General features: G+C 71.7%; 19 protein-coding genes. 6 read left to right on the plus strand and 13 right to left on the minus strand.

Features of this window, described 5'->3' with window-relative positions; genetic code table 11:
• Positions 1-337: 337 nt before the first annotated feature.
• Complete coding sequence (locus tag ACLQ2R_RS01685; protein ID WP_425957467.1) at positions 338-877, minus strand: tetratricopeptide repeat protein; 540 nt, start codon at positions 875-877, stop codon at positions 338-340.
• A gap of 751 nt (positions 878-1,628) precedes the next feature.
• On the opposite strand from ACLQ2R_RS01685, the gene ACLQ2R_RS01690 reads away from it, so the two are divergent.
• Entirely contained in the window at positions 1,629-2,063 is a 435-nt protein-coding gene (locus ACLQ2R_RS01690; protein ID WP_425957468.1) for a hypothetical protein, read from the plus strand.
• Here the strand turns inward: ACLQ2R_RS01690 and ACLQ2R_RS01695 are convergent.
• The 6 genes from ACLQ2R_RS01695 to ACLQ2R_RS01720 all read right to left on the minus strand — a co-directional run bounded on the left by ACLQ2R_RS01695 (position 2,051) and on the right by ACLQ2R_RS01720 (position 7,569).
• Positions 2,051-2,698 carry a TetR/AcrR family transcriptional regulator gene (locus ACLQ2R_RS01695; protein ID WP_425957469.1) on the minus strand — a complete coding sequence of 216 codons (648 nt, stop codon included), beginning with the start codon at positions 2,696-2,698 and terminating at the stop codon, positions 2,051-2,053. The two genes, ACLQ2R_RS01690 and ACLQ2R_RS01695, sit on opposite strands and share 13 nt — an antisense overlap.
• A gap of 31 nt (positions 2,699-2,729) precedes the next feature.
• Complete coding sequence (locus ACLQ2R_RS01700; protein WP_425957470.1) at positions 2,730-4,484, minus strand: SDR family oxidoreductase; 1,755 nt, start codon at positions 4,482-4,484, stop codon at positions 2,730-2,732.
• 166 nt (positions 4,485-4,650) lie between these two features.
• On the minus strand, positions 4,651-5,760 hold the full coding sequence (locus ACLQ2R_RS01705; protein WP_425957471.1) for a CapA family protein: 1,110 nt from the start codon (positions 5,758-5,760) through the stop codon (positions 4,651-4,653).
• 232 nt (positions 5,761-5,992) lie between these two features.
• Complete coding sequence (locus ACLQ2R_RS01710) at positions 5,993-6,175, minus strand: DUF397 domain-containing protein (RefSeq protein ID WP_425957472.1); 183 nt, start codon at positions 6,173-6,175, stop codon at positions 5,993-5,995.
• A 282-nt stretch (positions 6,176-6,457) separates the two neighbouring features.
• Entirely contained in the window at positions 6,458-6,640 is a 183-nt protein-coding gene (locus tag ACLQ2R_RS01715; RefSeq protein ID WP_386239932.1) for a DUF397 domain-containing protein, read from the minus strand.
• A gap of 68 nt (positions 6,641-6,708) precedes the next feature.
• The gene (locus ACLQ2R_RS01720) at positions 6,709-7,569 is read right to left on the minus strand and encodes a helix-turn-helix domain-containing protein (RefSeq protein ID WP_425957473.1); all 861 of its coding nucleotides are present in this window, start codon (positions 7,567-7,569) and stop codon (positions 6,709-6,711) included.
• A gap of 466 nt (positions 7,570-8,035) precedes the next feature.
• Here ACLQ2R_RS01720 and ACLQ2R_RS01725 point away from each other — a divergent pair, with 466 nt between their 5' ends.
• The 4 genes from ACLQ2R_RS01725 (at position 8,036) to ACLQ2R_RS01740 (ending at position 12,390) form a co-directional block, all read left to right on the plus strand.
• On the plus strand, positions 8,036-8,299 hold the full coding sequence (locus ACLQ2R_RS01725) for a hypothetical protein (RefSeq protein WP_425957474.1): 264 nt from the start codon (positions 8,036-8,038) through the stop codon (positions 8,297-8,299).
• A gap of 313 nt (positions 8,300-8,612) precedes the next feature.
• Positions 8,613-10,778 carry a molybdopterin-dependent oxidoreductase gene (locus ACLQ2R_RS01730; RefSeq protein ID WP_425957475.1) on the plus strand — a complete coding sequence of 722 codons (2,166 nt, stop codon included), beginning with the start codon at positions 8,613-8,615 and terminating at the stop codon, positions 10,776-10,778.
• A 101-nt stretch (positions 10,779-10,879) separates the two neighbouring features.
• Positions 10,880-11,434, plus strand: coding sequence for an HD domain-containing protein (locus tag ACLQ2R_RS01735; protein WP_386240179.1), 555 nt, complete (start codon positions 10,880-10,882; stop codon positions 11,432-11,434).
• A gap of 41 nt (positions 11,435-11,475) precedes the next feature.
• Positions 11,476-12,390, plus strand: coding sequence for a Rieske 2Fe-2S domain-containing protein (locus ACLQ2R_RS01740; RefSeq protein ID WP_425957476.1), 915 nt, complete (start codon positions 11,476-11,478; stop codon positions 12,388-12,390).
• 59 nt (positions 12,391-12,449) lie between these two features.
• Here the strand turns inward: ACLQ2R_RS01740 and ACLQ2R_RS01745 are convergent, their stop codons facing one another.
• The 4 genes from ACLQ2R_RS01745 to ACLQ2R_RS01760 form a co-directional block, all read right to left on the minus strand.
• Positions 12,450-12,677, minus strand: coding sequence for a hypothetical protein (locus ACLQ2R_RS01745; RefSeq protein WP_329088968.1), 228 nt, complete (start codon positions 12,675-12,677; stop codon positions 12,450-12,452).
• 29 nt (positions 12,678-12,706) lie between these two features.
• Complete coding sequence (locus tag ACLQ2R_RS01750; protein ID WP_425957477.1) at positions 12,707-13,462, minus strand: sulfite exporter TauE/SafE family protein; 756 nt, start codon at positions 13,460-13,462, stop codon at positions 12,707-12,709.
• 149 nt (positions 13,463-13,611) lie between these two features.
• Entirely contained in the window at positions 13,612-14,520 is a 909-nt protein-coding gene (locus ACLQ2R_RS01755) for an SPFH domain-containing protein (RefSeq protein WP_425957478.1), read from the minus strand.
• 90 nt (positions 14,521-14,610) lie between these two features.
• Positions 14,611-15,405, minus strand: coding sequence for an ABC transporter ATP-binding protein (locus ACLQ2R_RS01760; protein ID WP_425957479.1), 795 nt, complete (start codon positions 15,403-15,405; stop codon positions 14,611-14,613).
• A gap of 66 nt (positions 15,406-15,471) precedes the next feature.
• On the opposite strand from ACLQ2R_RS01760, the gene ACLQ2R_RS01765 reads away from it, so the two are divergent.
• On the plus strand, positions 15,472-16,191 hold the full coding sequence (locus ACLQ2R_RS01765) for a hypothetical protein (RefSeq protein ID WP_425957480.1): 720 nt from the start codon (positions 15,472-15,474) through the stop codon (positions 16,189-16,191).
• An 86-nt stretch (positions 16,192-16,277) separates the two neighbouring features.
• Here ACLQ2R_RS01765 and ACLQ2R_RS01770 read toward each other — a convergent pair whose 3' ends face one another.
• A complete protein-coding gene (locus tag ACLQ2R_RS01770) occupies positions 16,278-16,946 on the minus strand; it encodes a response regulator (protein ID WP_425957481.1) in 669 nt (222 codons plus the stop codon).
• Between the two features lie 94 nt (positions 16,947-17,040).
• Positions 17,041-18,303, minus strand: coding sequence for a GAF domain-containing sensor histidine kinase (locus tag ACLQ2R_RS01775; protein WP_425957482.1), 1,263 nt, complete (start codon positions 18,301-18,303; stop codon positions 17,041-17,043).
• Positions 18,304-18,545: the final 242 nt, after the last annotated feature.

The raw sequence follows: 18,545 nt of genomic DNA on the forward strand, positions 1-18,545 counted from the left end.
CGGGGGAGGCCAGGCGCCAGCACCGCGGCCCGTGGGCAGGGCGGGTGACAGCAACCCGGGGGGGGGGGGCCCCGCGTGGGGCCGCGCCCCTCCCCGCCGTTATGGGCACCGTCATTCTGTAAACCGTCGCCCCGTAGGCCGTCGTCCTTTGAGCCGTCGTCCTTTGAGCCGTCGTTCCGCGGGCCGTCGTCCCGTGAGCGAACGCCCTCCCGGACGACCGCTCACGAGCGTCGCCCGGGAGGGCGGGAACGCGCACCGGGACCGCGCGTCGGCATCGCGCATCAGGACCGCGAGGATGACGGCGGGCCGGTCGGATGCCGGACCGGCCCGAAAATGGTCAGTGCGAGACGTCCAGGAGGGCGTCGAGCTCGTCCTCGGGGAGACCGAGGTCGACCCGAATCCGGTAGCGGGTCCGCAACAGGGCGATGTGCTCACCACTGCCCTCCACTGCTCGATGTGCCCCCTCGGTGGCCCACCGGTGGGCCCCTTCGAGGTCGCCGTAGGCGACGAGGGTCTCGGCGATCGTGAGAGCGGTGGCCGCGGTGACGTCACCGGCGGCGCGGATCACCTCGATCACCTCCCTCGCCTCACCGGGCTGTTCGAGCTCGAAGAGGGTGTCGGCGATCCCGGCTCGGGGATCGACGCTCACCTCACCGCCGTCGTCCACCGCTCGCTGGAAGCAGTCGAGAGCCCGGGCGGGCTGTCCGGCCTGCCGCCACTCCTCGGCGGCGAGCACGAGGATCGCCGCCCGTGATATGTCACCGGACGCGTACGTCTCGACCAGGGTTTCGAGCCGCCGGGCCAGGTCTTCGTGATCGTCGGCCAGAAGTGCCTGTTCAAGCAGTCGATCAAGCTGCTCACGTGTCACATGCGCCACATCGCGAGAGTACCGAGCGACGCTCGATCGCGTACGCCCAACGGCAGGTATTGTCCATGTGACCTTGGGTAAACGAACTGTCACGGTAAGCGTGTCCTCCCAGCATGACGGGCATATGAGCGGCGACTCCTGCTGGGGGAGGGCCTCCCGGGGAGGAGCCGTGATGGGCGTGTCCAGGCAGACGGCCTTCGTTCTGATGCTCCTCCTGGCCTTCTCGGTGATCGTTCCGGGGTCCGCGGGCTACCTGTCGGTCAAGATGGAGGCCATCGGGAAGGCTCATCGGGATCTGCTCAGCCTGGAGAACCGGATTCATCGGGAACGGCTCGCGGCGCGCATCAAGAGGGTGGAACGGATCCAGCGGCAGCGGCGATCGCAGCAGGTCGCCTCGGCCGATCGCGAGCCCTGCACGTCCGCCCGCGGCTCCGGAGACCGGCGGGACGGGACCGGGACGGCCGGGCACCGGCCGCCTTCGCCCCCTTCGGTCCTGCCCGCGCGGGCGGGACCGGGCGCGAACCGGCCGCACGACGGCTGGATCCGTCGGCGGTGGTTCCACAGCCGGTGGCAGGAAGCGCGCCGGCTGGACGAGCAGCGGCGACAGGCCGAGGACCGGTGGACCCGATGGCAGGCCCGCGATCTTCAGGAGTACGACCTGGCGGCGCGACCTCGTCCGGCGCTTGGCGTGACGGACGCGGCCGGAGCGGCCGGACCCGGGCGACCCGGCGGGACGTACGGGACCGGCGGGATCACCGGGATGGGTGATGAGGCCACCGTGCGGGATCCGCACGAGGCGCGACTCGAACGCCGGGGCAGGGTTGGCAGGCAGGAGGAGAAGCTCATCGGCGACTGGGAGACCGGCCGTTCCCCCAGCCGGGAAACCAGCCTGGAGACCGGCCGGGATGACGACGGGGACGACGGGGACGACGGGGACGACGGGGACGACGGGGACGACGAGAAGAGCCGACGAGAGGACAGCGGGAGAATCGGGTGGGAGGAAGACAGGAGGACCGGCTGGAAGGACGACGGGAGGATCGGTCGGGAGGACGACGGGGAAACCCGTCACCGGATGTGGCGGCACCCGGGATCCCTCGCACCGCCACCGGTGGTGACCGATGACGAGAGCCTGCCGGGACAGGGTGGAGAACCCCTTACGAAAAGGCTTCCCCCGGACGTCCCTCAGTCCGAATAGCGCCCGAACTGACGGCTCAGATAGCCGCGGATCAGGCGTTTGGCCTCGGTCACGAGCTCCGGGGCGCCGTTCGGGTCACGCCTGAACGCCAGCTTGAGCACCGCGTCCCCGGCCTCGACCGCGACCAGGATGGCCAGGTCGAACTCCTCGCTGTCGGCCAGCCCGTACTCCTGCAGCAGGAGACCCCGGAGCCGTCCGGCGATCACCGTGTTGTTGTCGGACTCGGGATCGAGCAGGTTCAGGTCGACCACGTCGCCGAAGTGCAGGGACCGGAAGCCGGGCACGGTCCTGTGCATCTCCACGTACTCGTCGATGATCGCGTCGATCGCGTCCCACCAGCCCGCGTAGTCCTCCGACAGGAAGCGGTTGCCGACCCGGGAGACGAAGCTCTCGACGTGGCGCCGGGTCACCGCCTGGGCGATGGCCCGTTTGTCGGGGAAGAACTGGTAGACCGAGCCGATCGCGACTCCGGCGCGCTCGGCGATCCGGGTGGTGGAGAGCGCGTCGTAGCCGATCTCGTCGAGCAGGTCGGCACACGCGTCGAGCATCCGCTCGACGCGTCGCGCGCTCCGGCGCTGGGTGGGGCGGCGCCGCAGGGGCGCCTGACATGACTCCTCGGCGGGCACGATGGACACCCCACCATCTTGCCCTTCTGACACCGCCGGGTCAGTGCTTATTCGTCAATCGCGAGATTTCTCCGGCCCCGGTGAGCCGTGCCATGCCCCGGACGGCCGCCGGGGAGATCCGCGAGAGCGCGTAACCGAGCTTGCCCTCGGCGTTCACGGGGACGACCGGGAGGTTGCGGTGGACGGCCCGCAGGATGTGCGCAGCCACCCGCTCGGGCGGGTACCCGCGCGCTGCCAGCGCCTTGCCGGCCGGTTCCTCGGTCTCCTTGGCGAGCTCGCCGACGTAGACGGTGTTGCGCGCGATCGGGGTGGAGACGAACCCCGGGCAGATCGCGGTGACCCCGATCCCCCGCCCGGCGAGCTCGGCGCGCAGGCAGTCGCTGAGCGACTTCACCGCCGACTTGGAGACGGAGTACGCGGGCAGCAGCCGGGTGGGCAGGAAGGAGGCGACCGAGGCGATGTTCACGATGTGCCCGCCCTCGCCGCGTTCGACCATCTGCGCGGCGAACAGGCGGCAGCCGTGGATGACGCCCCACAGGTTGACGTCCAGGGTGTGCCGCCAGTCCTCGACCGAGTGGTCCAGAAAGGCGCCGGCGACCACGACGCCCGCGTTGTTGACCACGATGTCGGGGACGCCGTGACGCTCCTTCACCAGACGGGCGAACTCCTCCATGGCGGTGGTGTCCCCGACGTCCACCCGGAGGGCGTGCGCCGTTCCCCCGCGCTCGGCGATGCCCTCGGCGGTGCGCCGGGCCGCGTCGAGGTCGATGTCCGAGCAGATCACCTCGGCGCCGTGCGCGGCGAAGGCGCGGGCGGTGGCCCGTCCGATCCCGCTGCCCGCGCCCGTGACCACCACCAGCCGGTCGTCGAAGGGGCCGCGCTCGCCGGGTCCGTCCCTGCGCAGCTCCCTGGACGGCTCCGCCCCCTCCACGTGCTCGGCGAACTCGGCGATCATGCGGGCGAGCACGCGGGGATGGCTGCGCTGCGGCCAGTGGCCCGCGTGGACGCGGCGGTGCCAGAGCCGGGACGCCCACAGGTCCGTGGAGTCGAACAGCGCCGGGGAGACGAACGGGTCCTTCGTGCTCTCGACGAGCTGGACGGGAATCCGCGACACGGGACCGTCACCGGACGAGCCGCCGGGCGCGACCTCGGACGAGCCGTCGCTCGCCCCGGTGGAGGGCGACAGGTTGGCGCGGTAGAGGCCGAGGCCGTTCACGCCGTCCTTGACGAGCGTGTCCGCGGGGTGTCCCGGGCGTGCGGGAGCGCCGAACCGCCTCGCCAGGCGCGGCAGCGTCGCGCGCAGGACGGTCTCGGGGAGTGCCGGGATCTGGAAGGCGCCGATGTACCAGGAACGCATGAGCTGGCCTGCGACCTTGCTCCTCCTGCCGTTCCGCAGGAAGTGGGCCGCCTGGCCCGGGTGCGGGCCGCCCAGGGAGGTGAACGAGAGGATCCGCTCCTCGATGCCCGGCCTGCCGATCAGCCGCCAGCCCTGGATGGACCCCCAGTCGTGCCCGACGAGATGCACGCCCGGCTTGCCCACCGCGTCCAGGACCGCGGTCAGGTCGGCCGCCAGGTGGTCGTAGTCGTAGCCGGCGGTCTCGGCCGGGGCGCCGGACAGCCCGGCGCCGCGCACGTCGTAGCGGACCACGTGGAAACGGTCCTCCAGCAGCCCGGCCACCTCGTCCCAGACCCGGTGGGTGTCGGGGTAGCCGTGTATCAGCAGGACGGTGGGCGCGGCGGGGTCGCCCTGCTCGAACAGTGCCAGCCGTACGTCATCGGACTCGACCCACCGCATCACGGCCTCCTGTTGGACGGACTGTCCAATACAGTAATGGAACAGAATCTGCTTCTGCCACCCCATACCCCGTTGGCGGTCCCGCATCGCTCCCTCCCGGCCGACGCCCACGCCAGACGTGCCGAGGCCGGGCACTCGAGGGATCGCGGCGCTGCGGCCGGGCGCGTCAGCCGGATCCCGCGGGCCTGGCGGCCAGGCCCGTGCAGGCGCGCAGCGCCTTCCAGCCCGCGACGGCCTGCTGCCGCCCGAGCCCGGTGATCGGGATCGGCACCCCGCCCTGGATCCCGGCCGGGGTCCACTGGTCCTTGAGCACCTTGCGACCGTTGATCGTCAGGGTGAGCACGCCGGTCCTGCCGGTGTCCGGGCCCCAGTTGTAGAAGACGAAGTTGCCCAGCCCGTAGTTGACGTAGCTGTTCTTCAGGTAGCCGCCGCCCAGCAGGATGTGCGCGTGGCCGCCCACCACGACGTCGGCACCGGCCGCGACCAGCCGGGGGGCCAGGCCGCGCTGCGCCTCGTTCGGGCACTTCTGCAGCTCGGTGCCCCAGTGCAGGTGGACGATGACGGTGTCGGAGTTCCTGCGGGCCCTGCGCACCTCCTGGATCAGCCGCGCCTCGTTCTTGGCCGAGGCCAGACCGCCCTGGTCGTCGGTCGCCGTCCAGGCCTGGACGAACTCCGCGTCCAGCACCTGGGTGGCGCCGATGATGGCGACGCGGTTGCCGTTCACCGTCGTCCGCCAGGGCTTGTACGCCTCGTTCTCGTTCCTGCCCACGCCCACGACGGGGAATCTGGAGCGCTTGATGGCGGCGAGGGAGTCGGTCAGGCCGGACTGCATGTAGTCCATGCCGTGGTTGTTGGCCAGGGACGCGACGTCCACCCCGGCGGCCTTCAGCGCGGTCAGCGCGGTGGCGGGGGCACGGAAGGTGAACTGCTTGCCGGGAGCCGGGGTACCGGCGGTGGTGATCGCGGTCTCCAGGTTCACCATCGCCAGGTCCGAGCGCCTGAGCACCTTGGCGATGGGACCGAGCGCGGTCCTGGGGTCGGCGTTCAGCCGGTTCCGCAGCACGCCCTCGAAGTGCACGTCGCCACCGAAGGAGATGGTGAACGGTCTGCGCTCCGGCGTGGGGGTGGGGTCGGGCTCGGCCTGCCCGGTGGGCTTCTCCACGACGTCGGACGCCGCGGGGGCGGCCGACTCGGCCGCGGAGCAGGCCGCGAGAAGCGCGGCCGAGACGGTGATCGCGGCGATCAGGGCGCGGCGGCGTGCTGTGTACGTGTCCATCGGTATCCGAGGATGCCATCTCACCCCTGCCGAGCGACACAACTCGCCCTAGCGGATCCGATTCCCCGGACCCGGAGCGCGTACCGCCGCGGGACGACACCGGGTGGCGGGATCGTCGAGGTAGGCCCGGTCGCGTCGAGCGCCTCGGACGGGCCGCCGACACCTCGGACGGGCCGCCGACACCTCGGACGGGCCGCCGACACCTCGGACGGGCCGACGGTGATCGGGCATCTCACCGGTCGAAGCGCCCGACCTTCACCTCGGCGACGAACGCGGCCCACCCGCGGGCGTCGAAGACCAGCGACGCCCCGTTCCTGTCCTTGCTGTCCCTGACCGCGACCCCCCGCCCGGGGAGACGGGCCACCTCGACGCAGTTCCCGCTCGCGGCGCTGCATCGGCTCTTATGCCATGTCATCGTAGACGGCCATATATCAGTCATAGCGTCACCTTTCGCCTACGAGGCCACGCAAGGCACTTTAAGGATGAACGCGTAAAGAGCAACTGACAAGGCATTAAAGAGTGACCAGGACAGCGGGGACGGTGTCCGCCGAACGGGCACGTCGTGCGATGATTCCTCGGGCCCGCCGACCGGCCGCAATCCATCCGGCGGGCGAGGAAACAGGGATTCGCGCGATCCCGGTGGGGCGGCTCCTGCGCTCTTCGGTGAGTGCCGGGGCCGCTTCTCTCACGGTTCCGGCTACAGGTCGAACTCCCCGTCGCGGACACCCGCGACGAATGCGCTCCACTCACCGGGAGTGAAGGTGAGAACGGGGCCCGACCTGTCCTTGCTGTCGCGGACCCCCACGTGCCCGCCGTTCAGTGCCGCGACCTCGACACAGTTGCCGTTGGTGCCGCTGCGCACGCTCTTCTTCCAGATCACATCATTGTGATTGTTCGCGTTCATCATTCTTTCCGGAAACGATGGGCGAGTGACGGTGGAATCCACCTCTACTCGCTCCAGTAGTCGATTGTTTTTTCGATCAGCTCCTGTGACGCCGTCTCGTCGAGTGCCCGTTCCACCAGGTAGCCGAAGGCACGTTCGTACACGTAGGCCTTTTCCGGGTCCTCGACGAACTGTCCGCCGAGGAGGGTCTCCACGTAGACGACGTCCTGGAAGTCGGGAAAGGCCAGGTGCAGAAACGCGCCGGTCGACACCGGCGGCGGAACGCGCTGGGGAAGGATTCTCATCTCCACGTGCTCCAGTCGCGAGACCTCGATCAGGTACGCGAGCTGTTCCCTCATGACAGAGGCGTCACCGTACTGATTCCTCAGCACGGATTCGTGCAGCACGCTCACATGGGTCAGCGGGTCGGACGCGAGCAGCAGGGTGCGCTGCCGCGCCATCCGTATCTCGACCCGGTCCTGGAGCCAGCTGGGCGGAACCTGGCTGGCATGCTGGTTCGCCCACGCCACGGACCGGACGTATTCCTCTGTCTGGAGAAGACCGGGAACGACCTGGGGTTCCCAGTTTCGTATCACGGTGGCCTCCGCCTCCATCCCGATGAGCGCGATGTAGTCATCGGGGACGGAACTTCGGTATCTCTCCCACCACCCCTTCCGGGCGGCGTCGTGCCGCAGCCCCACCAGGTGCCGCAGGAGGGTCTCCTCGGCCCGGTAGAGCGACGCGAGCGCCTCGACGTCGGCCTGTGAGGCCAGCGTCTTGGCGTTCTCGATACGACTGATCTTGGCGGTCGACCATCCGAGGCGTTCGGACGCCTCGTCGCCCGTCATGTGGAGGTGCTCGCGGAGGCGTCGCAGCTCCACACCCAGCCGTCGCCGACGGAGCGCTGGACTGCCACGTTCCGGCATCACGACCTCCTCACCATGACGGGCGGACGGATGTCATGGCCTCGACAGGAACCTCACGAATGCTAGTGCAAATTACAGGGATTATTGCAGTGCATACGCGAAAGTTCGTTGCTTTTTTCCTTACGGCAAGCCTTGCAGGTAAATCTCCGCTGAGCGACTATCAGAACAGAAAGGTTCCCGGAAGGCCTGGGGGGCCGCCGACGATCATCCGGTGGCGCGTCCGGGGGGCCTTCGAGAGCCGTGCGCGCGGGGCGTCGCGAGCGCGCGGCCGATCGGCGACGGCGCCGCTCCGTCACGACGGAGGGGACACGGGAGGCCAGCGGGAAACCCGAGGGGACGGCCGGCGACGGCCCAGAGTCGCACGCGTCACAAGAAGGCGCCCTGCCGGGCGCGAAAAAACCGGGCCGGCGGCCACCGACCCGGTTGGTACGAGAACTCCGCGTCAAAGCCACGAAGGGAGTCTCCTTTGTCCTTTCACCGTACCAACAGATTCCGTGGAATCAAGACCTTCGCCCTCGACCTGATCTACGTGAGCGACCGAGAGCTCTGCATGGACCAGGACGAGTGGGCCCACCGCCTCGGATGGACCGTGACCAGGACGGGGTTCGGGGCCAGGCACTACCGCGAGCCCCGCTTCGACCTGCTCCGGGCCGAGCGGATCTCCGCCCCCGCCCTGGCCCTCTCCCCCGTCCCGGACAAGGTCGCGGGCGGCGACGTCGCCACCGCCTGACGGCCCCGCCCCGTGCCCCGGGGTGGTGACCGCGCCTCCGCCCGGAGGCGGTGACCACGTCCGGGTCCGAGAAGAACTTCGAACTCCGGCGCACGTGCCCGGATCCAGGAAAGCCCCGGACGCCGGCATAGGTGTCCGGGTCCGGGAAAGTCCCGGACCCCGAAGCGCACGCCGGGGTCCGGGAAGAACCCCGGACTTCGAGGCGCACGCCCGGGAAAGGCCCCGGGCTCCGAAGCGCACGCCGGGGTCCGGGGCTTCCCCTCGCCGCACCCGGCGGCCATGATGAGTTCATTCGTCGAACTCAGGAGTGCCGATGAGAACAGCGCACCGGACCTGCCCCCTCTGCGAGGCCGTCTGCGGCCTCCGGCTCACCCTCGACGACGCCGGGCACATCACCTCGGTCAAGGGCGACCCGGACGACCCGTTCTCCAAGGGGTTCATCTGCCCCAAGGGCGCCAGCCTGGGCCGCCTGGACGAGGACCCCGACCGGTTGCGCGTCCCGATGATCCGGACGGGCGACGAGTGGCGCGAGGTCTCCTGGCAGGAGGCGTTCCGCGCGGTCGAGGAGGGCCTGACCTCGGTGATCGACGCCCACGGCCGCTCCGCGCTGGCCGTCTACGTCGGCAACCCGAACGCCCACTCCATGGCCGGCGCCCTGTACGGCGGATCGCTGATCCGGGCCCTGGGCACCCGCAACGTCTTCTCCGCGAGCAGCGCCGACCAGATGCCCAAGCACGTCTCCTGCGGCCTGATGCTCGGCGACCCGATGGCCATCCCCGTGCCCGACCTGGACCGCACCGACTACCTGCTGATGCTCGGCGCCAACCCGCTGGAGTCCAACGGCTCGCTCTGCACCGCCCCCGACTTCCCCGGCCGTCTCAAGGCGCTGCGCGCGCGGGGCGGCAGGCTCGTGGTCGTCGACCCGCGCCGTACCCGCACCGCCGCCCTCGGCGACGAGCACCTGTTCATCCGGCCGGGCACCGACGCCTACCTGCTGTTCGGCATCGTGCACACGCTGCTGGCCGAGGATCTCACCGCGATCGACGTCGAGGTCGAGGGGCTGGAGGAGGTCCGGCGGCTGGCGCGGGACTTCGCCCCCGAGGCGGTGGCCCCGATCTGCGGCGTGCCCACCGGCCGGATCGCGGGGCTGGCGCGCGAGCTGGCCGCGGCCCCGACGTCCGCCGTCTACGCGCGCATCGGCACCTGCACCGCCGAGTTCGGCACGCTCGCGCAGTGGCTGGTCGACGTCGTCAACGTCCTGACCGGCAACTTCGACCGTCCCGGCGGGGTCATGTTCGCCAAGGCCGCCGTGGAGAGCGGCCGCCGCACCAAGCCGTACACCACGGGCCGCTGGCACAGCCGCGTCCGGAACCTGCCGGAGGCGAACGGCGAGCTGCCGGTGGCCACCCTCGCCGACGAGATCGAGACCCCCGGCGAGGGGCAGGTCAGGGGGGTGGTGATGGTGGCCGGCAACCCGGTGCTGTCGGCGCCCGGCGGCCCCCGGCTGGACCGCGCCTTCCGCGACCTGGAGTTCATGGTCTGCGTCGACCCCTACCTGAACGAGACCACCCGGCACGCGAACGTCATCCTGCCGCCGCCGCGGATCACGCAGTCACCCCACTACGACCTGTCGCTGCTGTCCTTCGCGGTCCGCAACTACGCGCGGTTCTCCCCGCCGGTCCTGCCGCTGGAGCCGGGACGGCCGTCGGAGGCCGAGATCATGGCGCGGCTGACCATGATCGCCTCGGGACAGGGCGCGGACGCGGACCCGGCCGCGCTGGACGAGCTGATCCTCGACCGGATCCTCGACAGGGCCGCCCGGACGCCCGGCTCGCCGATGGAGGGCCGGGACGTGGCCGAGCTGCGCGCCTCGCTGGACGGCGGCAGCGGCCCGGAGAGGCGGCTGGACGCCATGCTCAGGCTCGGCCCGTACGGGCTCTCGCTCGCCACGCTCCTGGACAACCCGCACGGCATCGACCTGGGCGCGCTGGAACCGCGGCTGAAGGAGATCCTGCGCACCGCCTCCGGGCGGGTGGAGCTGGCCCCGCCTCAGATCGTCGAGGACGTCGCGCGACTGCGCGACCGGCTGGCCGTGCCGCCCGCGGAGATGGTGCTGATCGGACGGCGCCACCTGCGGTCCAACAACAGCTGGCTGCACAACGTGGGCCCGCTGGTCGGCGGGACCAACCGGTGCACCCTGCAGATCAACCCCGACGACGTGAGCAGGCTCGGGCTGGACGGGCGGGCCGTGGTCCGGTCGGCCGCCGGCGAGCTGGTCGTACCGCTGGAGCCGACCGACACGATCATGCCGGGAGTGGTGAGCCTGCCGCACGGGTGGGGGCACGCCGGCAGCTCGCAGCCGATCGCCGCCGAGCACGCCGGGGTGAACGCCAACACGCTCACCGACGATTCCGTCGTGGACGTTCCCTCGGGAAACGCCGTGTTCAACGGGGTTCCGGTCACGCTCGGTCGTGTGTGATCCCATGATCGCTCGGAAAAGGGGGATCGGCGCGCATTAGGCTTGCGCGCGTGACCACCCCTCCAGCACAGGACCGCCTGCACGCTCAGCTCAGCTTCGCCATGGAGATCGACAAGCTCAGGCGCATCGTCCGCCGCAACACCCTCATGGACGGGTCGCGGCGGGAGAACGACGCCGAGCATTCGTGGTACGTGGGCATGCTGGCGATGGTCCTGGCCGAGCACGCACCACCGGGCACCGATCTCGACAGGGTCGTCGCGATGCTGCTCGTCCACGACATCGTCGAGATCGACGCCGGAGACACCTTCATCTACGACAGCCAGGCGGTCGAGGCCCAGCTCGGCATCGAACGCAAGGCCGCCGACCGGATCTTCGGGCTCCTCCCCGACGACCAGGCGTGCCGGCTGCGCGCGCTCTGGGACGAGTTCGAGGAGCGCGCGACGCCCGAGGCCCGGTTCGCCAAGGCCCTGGACCGCATCGCGCCGATCATGGCCAACCACCACAACGAGGGCGGCACCTGGTCGCTGTACAAGGTGACGGCCGAGCAGGTGCTGGAGAAGGTGAGGATCATCGAGGAGGGGTCGCCGACACTGGGCGCCTACGCCACCGAGATCATCGCCCTCTCCGTCAGCCGGGGGCATTTGGCGCGTGCATAACGCCTTTCCCGGGTAGGTCCCTAAGGGCTAAGAAAGGGGCGATGGTGAAGGAAACCGTCAAAACAGGACGCAGAACCTTCAAGCGTCTGGTGCCCGGGGTAGAGCTCACCGACCGGATCGAGCGGTCGCCCAGAGCCGACAGGCCGATCCGCGTGCTCGCCAAGGCCGTACGCCGGAGGATAGGCCCGGGGCCGCTCCGGGACCTGCTGCACGGGGTTCCGACCGGCAAACCGCTCCATCCGCCGGTGGCGAACCTCGTCCTGGGGCTCTGGTCCGCCGCGGCGGTGCTGGACGTGACCCGTTCCGACCCGCGCGCGTCGCGCGTACTGGTCGCCGGAGGGCTCGCCGCCGCGATACCGGCGATGGCGGCGGGCGTGACCGACTGGTCCGCGCTGCACCGCGAGCAGCAACGGGTGGGCTTCGTGCACGCGATCGCCAACCTGACCGCCCTGGGGCTCTACACCGGATCCCTGGCCTTCAGGCTGACCGGCCGGGACCGGACCGGGCGGATGCTCTCGTTCGCCGGCCTGGGCGCCGCGAGCGCGGGCGGCTACCTCGGCGGCCACCTGGCCTACCGGCAGGCGGCCGGGGCCAACCACGCCGAGTCGGTCGCCCACCTGGTCCCGCTGGGCTGGCACGACCTGTGCGAGATCGCCGACCTGCCGGACGGGCGCCCGGTCACCCGGCGGCTCGGCTACATCGACCTGTTCGTGCTCCGCGTCGGCGGCGGCGTCACCGTGCTCGCCGACCACTGCGCCCACCTGGCCGGCCCGCTCCACCAGGGGCGCCTGGTCTCGGAGGAGGGGACGGCCTGCGTGGTCTGCCCGTGGCACGGGAGCACCTTCCGGCTCTCCGACGGGGCCGTCGTGCACGGCCCGGCCACCGCGCCGCAACCGGCCTTCGAGACCCGCGTCCGCCGCGACGGCGTGCTCCAGGTCCGCCCGGCCCAGGTGTGATCCGCCCTGGACCGGCAGGTGCGTCACCCCGCCCGGTCCGGGGCGGGGTGACGCGGAGCCTAGGCGGGCTTGCCGTCGGCGGGGTGTTCGACCAGAGCGAGGATACGGCTGGACATGAAACGGGCGGTGCGCACGGCCGTACCGCTCCGGGTGACCTCGCTCACCTCCACCACGCCGCCGCGCGCGTTGGCGACCTCCACACGGCGTCCGGCTCTGGTGGCGCTGACCTCGTAGGTTCGTGAACTGTCTCCTGCGTCGATGACAACCTCGACCTTGTCACCTTTCATACCTGATAAGTACCCAATGCCGGGCAGGTTCACCCGTACACCAGTTTGATTATCGCGATCACGCCGACGCAGACGACGAACCAGCGCAGCACCGGCGCGGGCAGCCTCCTGCCGATCTTCGCTCCCAGGAAGCCCCCGATGGCCGCGCCCAGCGCCACCATCAGCACCGCCGTCCAGTCGATCTCCGCGATCAGGATGAACAGCGTCGCGGCGGCCGTGTTGATCAGCAGCGAGAGCACGTTCTTGGCCCCGTTGATCCGCTGCAGGTCGTCGTCGAGGAAGCTGCCCAGCAGGCCGATGAGGAGCACGCCCTGGGCGGCGCCGAAGTATCCGCCGTAGATGCCGGACGCGAAGACGCCCGCCCACAGCCAGGGGCCGCCGTGCGGGCGGGCGTGCTCGCGGCGGGCGCTCAGCCACCTGTTCAGGCGGGGCTGGACGACCACCAGCACGCACGCCAGGCCGATCAGCACCGGGACGACGATGTCGAACGTCTCGGCGGGCAGGTAGAGCAGGAGTACCCCGCCGATCACCGCGCTGACGATCGTGGGCAGGCCCAGCCGGATCAGCCGCCGGCGCTGCCCCTTCAGCTCCGCCCGGTAGCCGAGCGCGCCGGTCAGCGACCCGGGGACCAGGCCGATGCTGTTGCAGACGTTGGCGACGATCGGCGGCATCCCCAGCGCGACCATCGTCGGAAACGTGATCAGCGATCCGGAGCCGACGACCGCGTTGATGCCCCCGGCCCCGATGCCGGCCACGAAGATCGCGACCGCCTCCCACGGTGTCATGCGCTCTCCCTCACGTGTACGGCTCGCGCCCGTCACGGGTGCGCGGCCCTCCAGGGATGCTAGGAGGAGATCGACAACCTCTTAAGGCCGGGGCCCTTGTCAGGGGGTGTGCGGGGACCGCCGATCGGCGGGCAGGAGGCCGGGAACCGTCAGCCGGTGGGCGGGGACCGCCGGGGTTCCGCCCCGGGTCCCGCGACGGGTGCGCGGGCCGGCAGGGCTCCCGTCCCGAGCCCGGGGTCTCCCTCGGAGATCTCCAGGAGCGCCCGCAGGTACGCGTAGGTGAGGACCTCGGGGCCGGGCCCGCCCTCGCGGACGGCCTTCAGGAGCATCTCGGCCGCCTCCGCCTCCCCCACCGCCCGCTCCCTCCTGGCGTCGGCCTCGGCCCGTGCCGCGAGCACCGCCGCCTCGGCCTCGCCCCGCGCCCTGAGCACGGCCGCCTCCCGTACCCCCTCGGCGGCCAGGACGGCGGCCTCGCGGTGCCCCTGGGCGGCCAGGACCGCCACCCGCCCGTCCCGCTCGGCGCACGCGTGCCGCTCGATCGACTCCTGGACGGAGGCCGGCGGGTCGATCGCCTTGAGCTCGGCCCGGCCGATCCGCACGCCCCACGCCCCGGCGGCCGGCCCGAGCGCGTCGCACAGTTCGGCGCCGATCTCCCCGTACGAGGCCAGCGCGTCCTCCAGGTCCCTGGCGCCGATCGCGTCGCGCAGCGCGGTGACGGTGAGCTGCTCGACGGCGAGCAGGAAGTTGGCGATCTCGTAGGTGGCCGCGCGGGCGTCGACCACGCGGAACCACACGGCCACGTCGACCGAGACCACCAGGTGGTCGCGGGTGACGACCGGCCGCGGCGGGAAGGACACGGCCCGCTCGCGCAGGTCGACGACGTCCCTGACCCGGTCGATGAACGGCACCACCAGGTTCGGCCCCGGGCCGAGGGTGCGGTGGTAGCGCCCGAACCGCTCCACGACCCCCGCGGTGGCCTGCGGCACCACATGGACCGTCCGGTACACGGCGAACGCCGCCACGGCGACGACGGCGAGCGTGACGACGAGCGACTCCATGAGCAATCCCCGGCGGTCGGTTCACGTGGACCCCTGACCGCAGGATATTTGCTTTTCCGTTCACCGGCCTTTGAACGGCCGAGAACGGTCTCAGAGCTGGTGCGCCCGCGCGTACCAGCGGCCGTCGCGTCCCCGGTCCAGGGTGAGCGGGACGCTGAAGGTGCGCGAGAGGTTCTCCGCGGTCATCACCTGCTCGATCGGCCCCTGGGCCACCACCGAGCCGTGCCGCAGCAGCAGCGCGTGGGTGAACCCTCCGGGGATCTCCTCGACGTGGTGGGTGACCAGCACCATGGTCGGCGCCTTGGGGTCGTGCGCGAACGTGGACAGGCGGTGGACCAGGTCCTCGCGCCCGCCCAGGTCCAGGCCGGCGGCGGGCTCGTCCAGCAGCAGCAGCTCCGGGTCCGGCATGAGCGCGCGGGCGATCTGGACCCGCTTGCGCTCCCCCTCCGACAGCGTGTTGAAGCGGCGCCGGATCAGGTGGGCGCAACCGAGCTGGTCGATCAGCTCGACGGCCCGCGTGACGTCGTTGGAGTCGTACTCCTCCGTCCAGCGGCCGAGAATGGCGTACGAGGCCGTGAGCACGAGGTCGATGACCTTCTCGTCCGGCGGGACCTTCTCCGCCAGCGCGGCGCTCGCCAGCCCGATGCGGGGCCGCAGTTCGAAGACGTCACTCTGGCCGAGCCGCTCGCCCAGGATCTCCACGATGCCCTCGGTGGGGAAGAGCAGAGCCCCGACCACCTGCAGCAACGTCGTCTTGCCCGCGCCGTTGGGACCGATGACGACCCACCGCTCGTCCTCGTGAACGGTCCAGTCGATCTCCCGCAGCAGGGCAGCCCCGTCTCTGCGGACGGTGACGTCCTGTAGCCGAAGCACCTGACCGCCCATCCCTGAAGCCTCCTTGTGAATCGCTGGAACAAAACCTATTGCAGGACAAGCGCATATCGTGGATCGGTGCACCCTGATTCACCGATCTCGGCCACTCTCGTCTGCTGGGGCAACGCCTGGCTCGCCGGACAGGTGGGCCTCGACGAGGCCGCCGACCGCGTCGAGCGGCAGGCAGGCCCCCAACTCGTCGCCGGCGACGCCGGCGACGTCCCTCTGCGCGGATTCCTCGCCGACCTGCGGATCGAGGGCATGAAGTCGCTGCGGCTGGCCCTGCCGGTCGCGGGTGACCCGCTCGGTCTCACCGGACCGCCCCCCTTCAACTCCGCGGCCATCGAGGCCGGGCAGGCGGCGATAGCCGTGCTTCCCGACAGATGCCTCGGCCTGGTCCCGGTAAAGGACCGCCGCGGGTCATCGTACGCCGGGGTTCGCTGGAGCGTGCTGCAGGCCCGTACCGCGGCCCCTGACCTGCCCTCCCTGGCCGAGGCCGAGCACGAGCTGACCCGCGCGATGCGGGTGGCCACCGACGCCCTGATCGGCGTCGAGGGCCCGGCCCAGGGCAGGCGGCGGGTGGAGGTCATGGACGAGGGCCTGGCCCCCGGCTACCCCGCCCGCGCCCACCGGATCGCCGCGCTGGCCGCCCGGCTGGCCGCGGTGCTCCGGGTCGCCGACGACCGGGGGATCACCTCGGGCCAGATCGTCGTGCGCGGCCAGGCGCTGCGCGAGCTGGACCGGGCGGTACGCCGCGCGCGGGTGGTCGCCCACCACGCCATGACCGAACTGGTCTGAGCACCGAGGACCACCGGGGTCCACCGGGCACGACCGGGGTCCGCCGGGGTCCGCCGGGGTCCGCCGGGGTCCGCCGGGCGAGGACGTCAGGCGAGGCCGTTGCGCACCGCGTACAGGGCGGCCTGCGTCCGGTCCTGCACGCCCAGTTTCATCAGCACGTTGGAGACGTGGGTCTTCACCGTCTTCTCCGCCACCGTGAGCCTTCTCGCGATCTCCCGGTTGGAGTGGCCCGAGGCGATCAGCGCGAGCACCTCGCGCTCCCGGTCGGTCAGCGGCGCCACCGGCCCGTCCCGCTCGTCCCGCCGCTCGCCCGTCCTGCCCGCCCCCGGCGCGGGGAGCGGCCCCGCGCCGGACAGCATCGCCTCCGCGGCCTCGGGCGCGAGCAGCACCTGGCCGCCGTGCACCGCCCGGATCGCCTGTACCAGCGCGGCCGGTTCGACGTCCTTGTAGAGGAAGCCCGCCGCGCCCGCCCGGATCGCCGGGGCCACCCCGCCGGGGTCGCCGACCGAGGTCAGCACCAGCACCCTGGGCGAGAGCCCTCGCGCCGCCAGCGAGAGCAGCGCGCCGAGCCCGTCCAGGACCGGCATCTTCAGGTCCAGCAGCAGCACGTCCGGGGCGAGGGACTCCACCAGCGCGACCGCCTCGGCGCCGTCGGCGGCCTCGCCGACCACCTCCAGGTCGTCCTGGAGGTCCAGGAAGGTACGGAGCCCCTGGCGGACCACCGGGTGGTCGTCGGCGATCAGGACACGGATCACGCGGGCACCTCCATCGGGACCACCGGGTGGTCGTCGGCGACCGGGACACACGTCACCCGGACCATCGGATCGCCGTCGGCGATCGGGACACGCATCACGCGGGCACCTCCATCCGGACGACCGTGCCGGCGCCAGGCTCCGATCTCACCAGCACGTTCCCGCCGGCCGCCTCGGCGCGGTCGGCCATCGAGGCGACGCCCAGACCCCGCCCCGCCGCGGCGGCCACGTCGAACCCCGTCCCGTCGTCGCCGACCTCCAGCACCACCCGCCCGCCCTCACGCCCCAGCCGTACGGTGACGGTCCGGGCCGCCGAGTGCCGGGAGGCGTTGTGCAGCGCCTCCTGGGCCACCCGCAGGACGGCCACCTCGACCTCGGGATCCAGCGGACCGAGCGGGCCGAGGGGGCCGAGAGGGCCGAGCGGGCCGAGAGGGCCGAGCGGGCGCGCCGTTCTCTCCCCGGCCGGCTCCCCCGCGATCTCGGACGTCTCCTCGAACGAGAACGAGGCCGGGTGGAGCCGGTCGAGCAGCCGGACGTGCTTGCGGAGCGTCTCGGCCAGGCCGTGCCGGCCGAGTTCGGCCGGCCGGAGCTCCACGATCACCGCGCGGAGCTCGGCCAGCGCCTCCCCGGCCAGCCGCTCCACCCGGTCGAGCTCCCGCAGCGCCCGCGCCGGGTCGCCGGGCACCAGCGAGGCGGCGGCCTGCGCGGTGAGGCGCAGCGAGAACAGCTTCTGGGTCACCGCGTCGTGCAGGTCCCTGGCCATCCGGGTGCGCTCCTCCGCCAGCGTGAGCTCCCGGCTCCGCTCGTACAGGCGGGCGTTGGTGAGGGCGATCGCGGCGTGCGCGGCGAACATGGTGAGCAGCCGCTGGTCGGCCTCGGTGAAGCCGCCCGGGGTCCGCTTGTCGGACAGGAAGATGATGCCGAGCACCTGGTCCCCGTCCAGGATGGGCACGCCGAGGAAGTCCTTGAGCACCGGGTGGGCACGCGGCCAGTACTCGAAGCGGGGGTCCTTGCGGATGTCGGGCAGCCGGACCGGCACGCCCTCGCGCAGCATGGCGCCGAGCATGCCGTGCTGGCGGGGCATGGGCCCGATGGCCTCCCACTGCTCGTCCGAGATGCCCTCGGCGACGAACTCGGCGAACGCCCCGGCCTCGTCGGGCACGCCGAGCGCGGCGTAGCGGGCGTCCAGCAGCCGCCGCGCCGACCGCACGATGACCTGGAGCACCTCCCGGACCGACAGGTGCCTGGTCACCGCGAGGACGGCCGAGCTCACCGCCTCCAGCACGGCACCCGGGTCCTCGCTCCCGGAGCCTTCGGAGCTCGCGGAGCCCTCAGAACTCGCGGAACTTTCGGAAGCCACGAGACGACTCTAGGCCGCGGCGGGTGCCCGCCGCGTGCGCCGCCGGTCCTAGGTCCTTCCGGACCCGTCTGCGACCGTCGGCCCAGGCCGTGGACGGGTCCGCCTGCGACCGTCGACCCAGGCCGTGGACGGGTCCGCCTGCGACCATCGACCCAGGCCGTGGACGGGTCCGCCTGCGACCATCGGCCCGGGCCGTACCGGGTCCGAGGGCCGATGTGCGGCGGGCGGCCCGCTCCTAGCGT

Source organism: Streptosporangium sp. DT93 (assembly GCF_049844535.1).
GTDB lineage: Bacteria > Actinomycetota > Actinomycetes > Streptosporangiales > Streptosporangiaceae > Streptosporangium.

Coding starts and splice junctions, on each gene's coding strand:
- ACLQ2R_RS01740 (WP_425957476.1), top strand. CDS start 11,476: ATGGTGAAGGAAACCGTCAAAACAGGACGCAGAACCTTCAAGCGTCTG.
- ACLQ2R_RS01745 (WP_329088968.1), bottom strand. CDS start 12,677: ATGAAAGGTGACAAGGTCGAGGTTGTCATCGACGCAGGAGACAGTTCA.
- ACLQ2R_RS01730 (WP_425957475.1), top strand. CDS start 8,613: ATGAGAACAGCGCACCGGACCTGCCCCCTCTGCGAGGCCGTCTGCGGC.
- ACLQ2R_RS01700 (WP_425957470.1), bottom strand. CDS start 4,484: ATGCGGTGGGTCGAGTCCGATGACGTACGGCTGGCACTGTTCGAGCAG.
- ACLQ2R_RS01755 (WP_425957478.1), bottom strand. CDS start 14,520: ATGGAGTCGCTCGTCGTCACGCTCGCCGTCGTCGCCGTGGCGGCGTTC.
- ACLQ2R_RS01710 (WP_425957472.1), bottom strand. CDS start 6,175: ATGACATGGCATAAGAGCCGATGCAGCGCCGCGAGCGGGAACTGCGTC.
- ACLQ2R_RS01720 (WP_425957473.1), bottom strand. CDS start 7,569: ATGCCGGAACGTGGCAGTCCAGCGCTCCGTCGGCGACGGCTGGGTGTG.
- ACLQ2R_RS01690 (WP_425957468.1), top strand. CDS start 1,629: ATGGGTGATGAGGCCACCGTGCGGGATCCGCACGAGGCGCGACTCGAA.
- ACLQ2R_RS01705 (WP_425957471.1), bottom strand. CDS start 5,760: ATGGACACGTACACAGCACGCCGCCGCGCCCTGATCGCCGCGATCACC.
- ACLQ2R_RS01735 (WP_386240179.1), top strand. CDS start 10,880: ATGGAGATCGACAAGCTCAGGCGCATCGTCCGCCGCAACACCCTCATG.
- ACLQ2R_RS01760 (WP_425957479.1), bottom strand. CDS start 15,405: ATGGGCGGTCAGGTGCTTCGGCTACAGGACGTCACCGTCCGCAGAGAC.
- ACLQ2R_RS01750 (WP_425957477.1), bottom strand. CDS start 13,462: ATGACACCGTGGGAGGCGGTCGCGATCTTCGTGGCCGGCATCGGGGCC.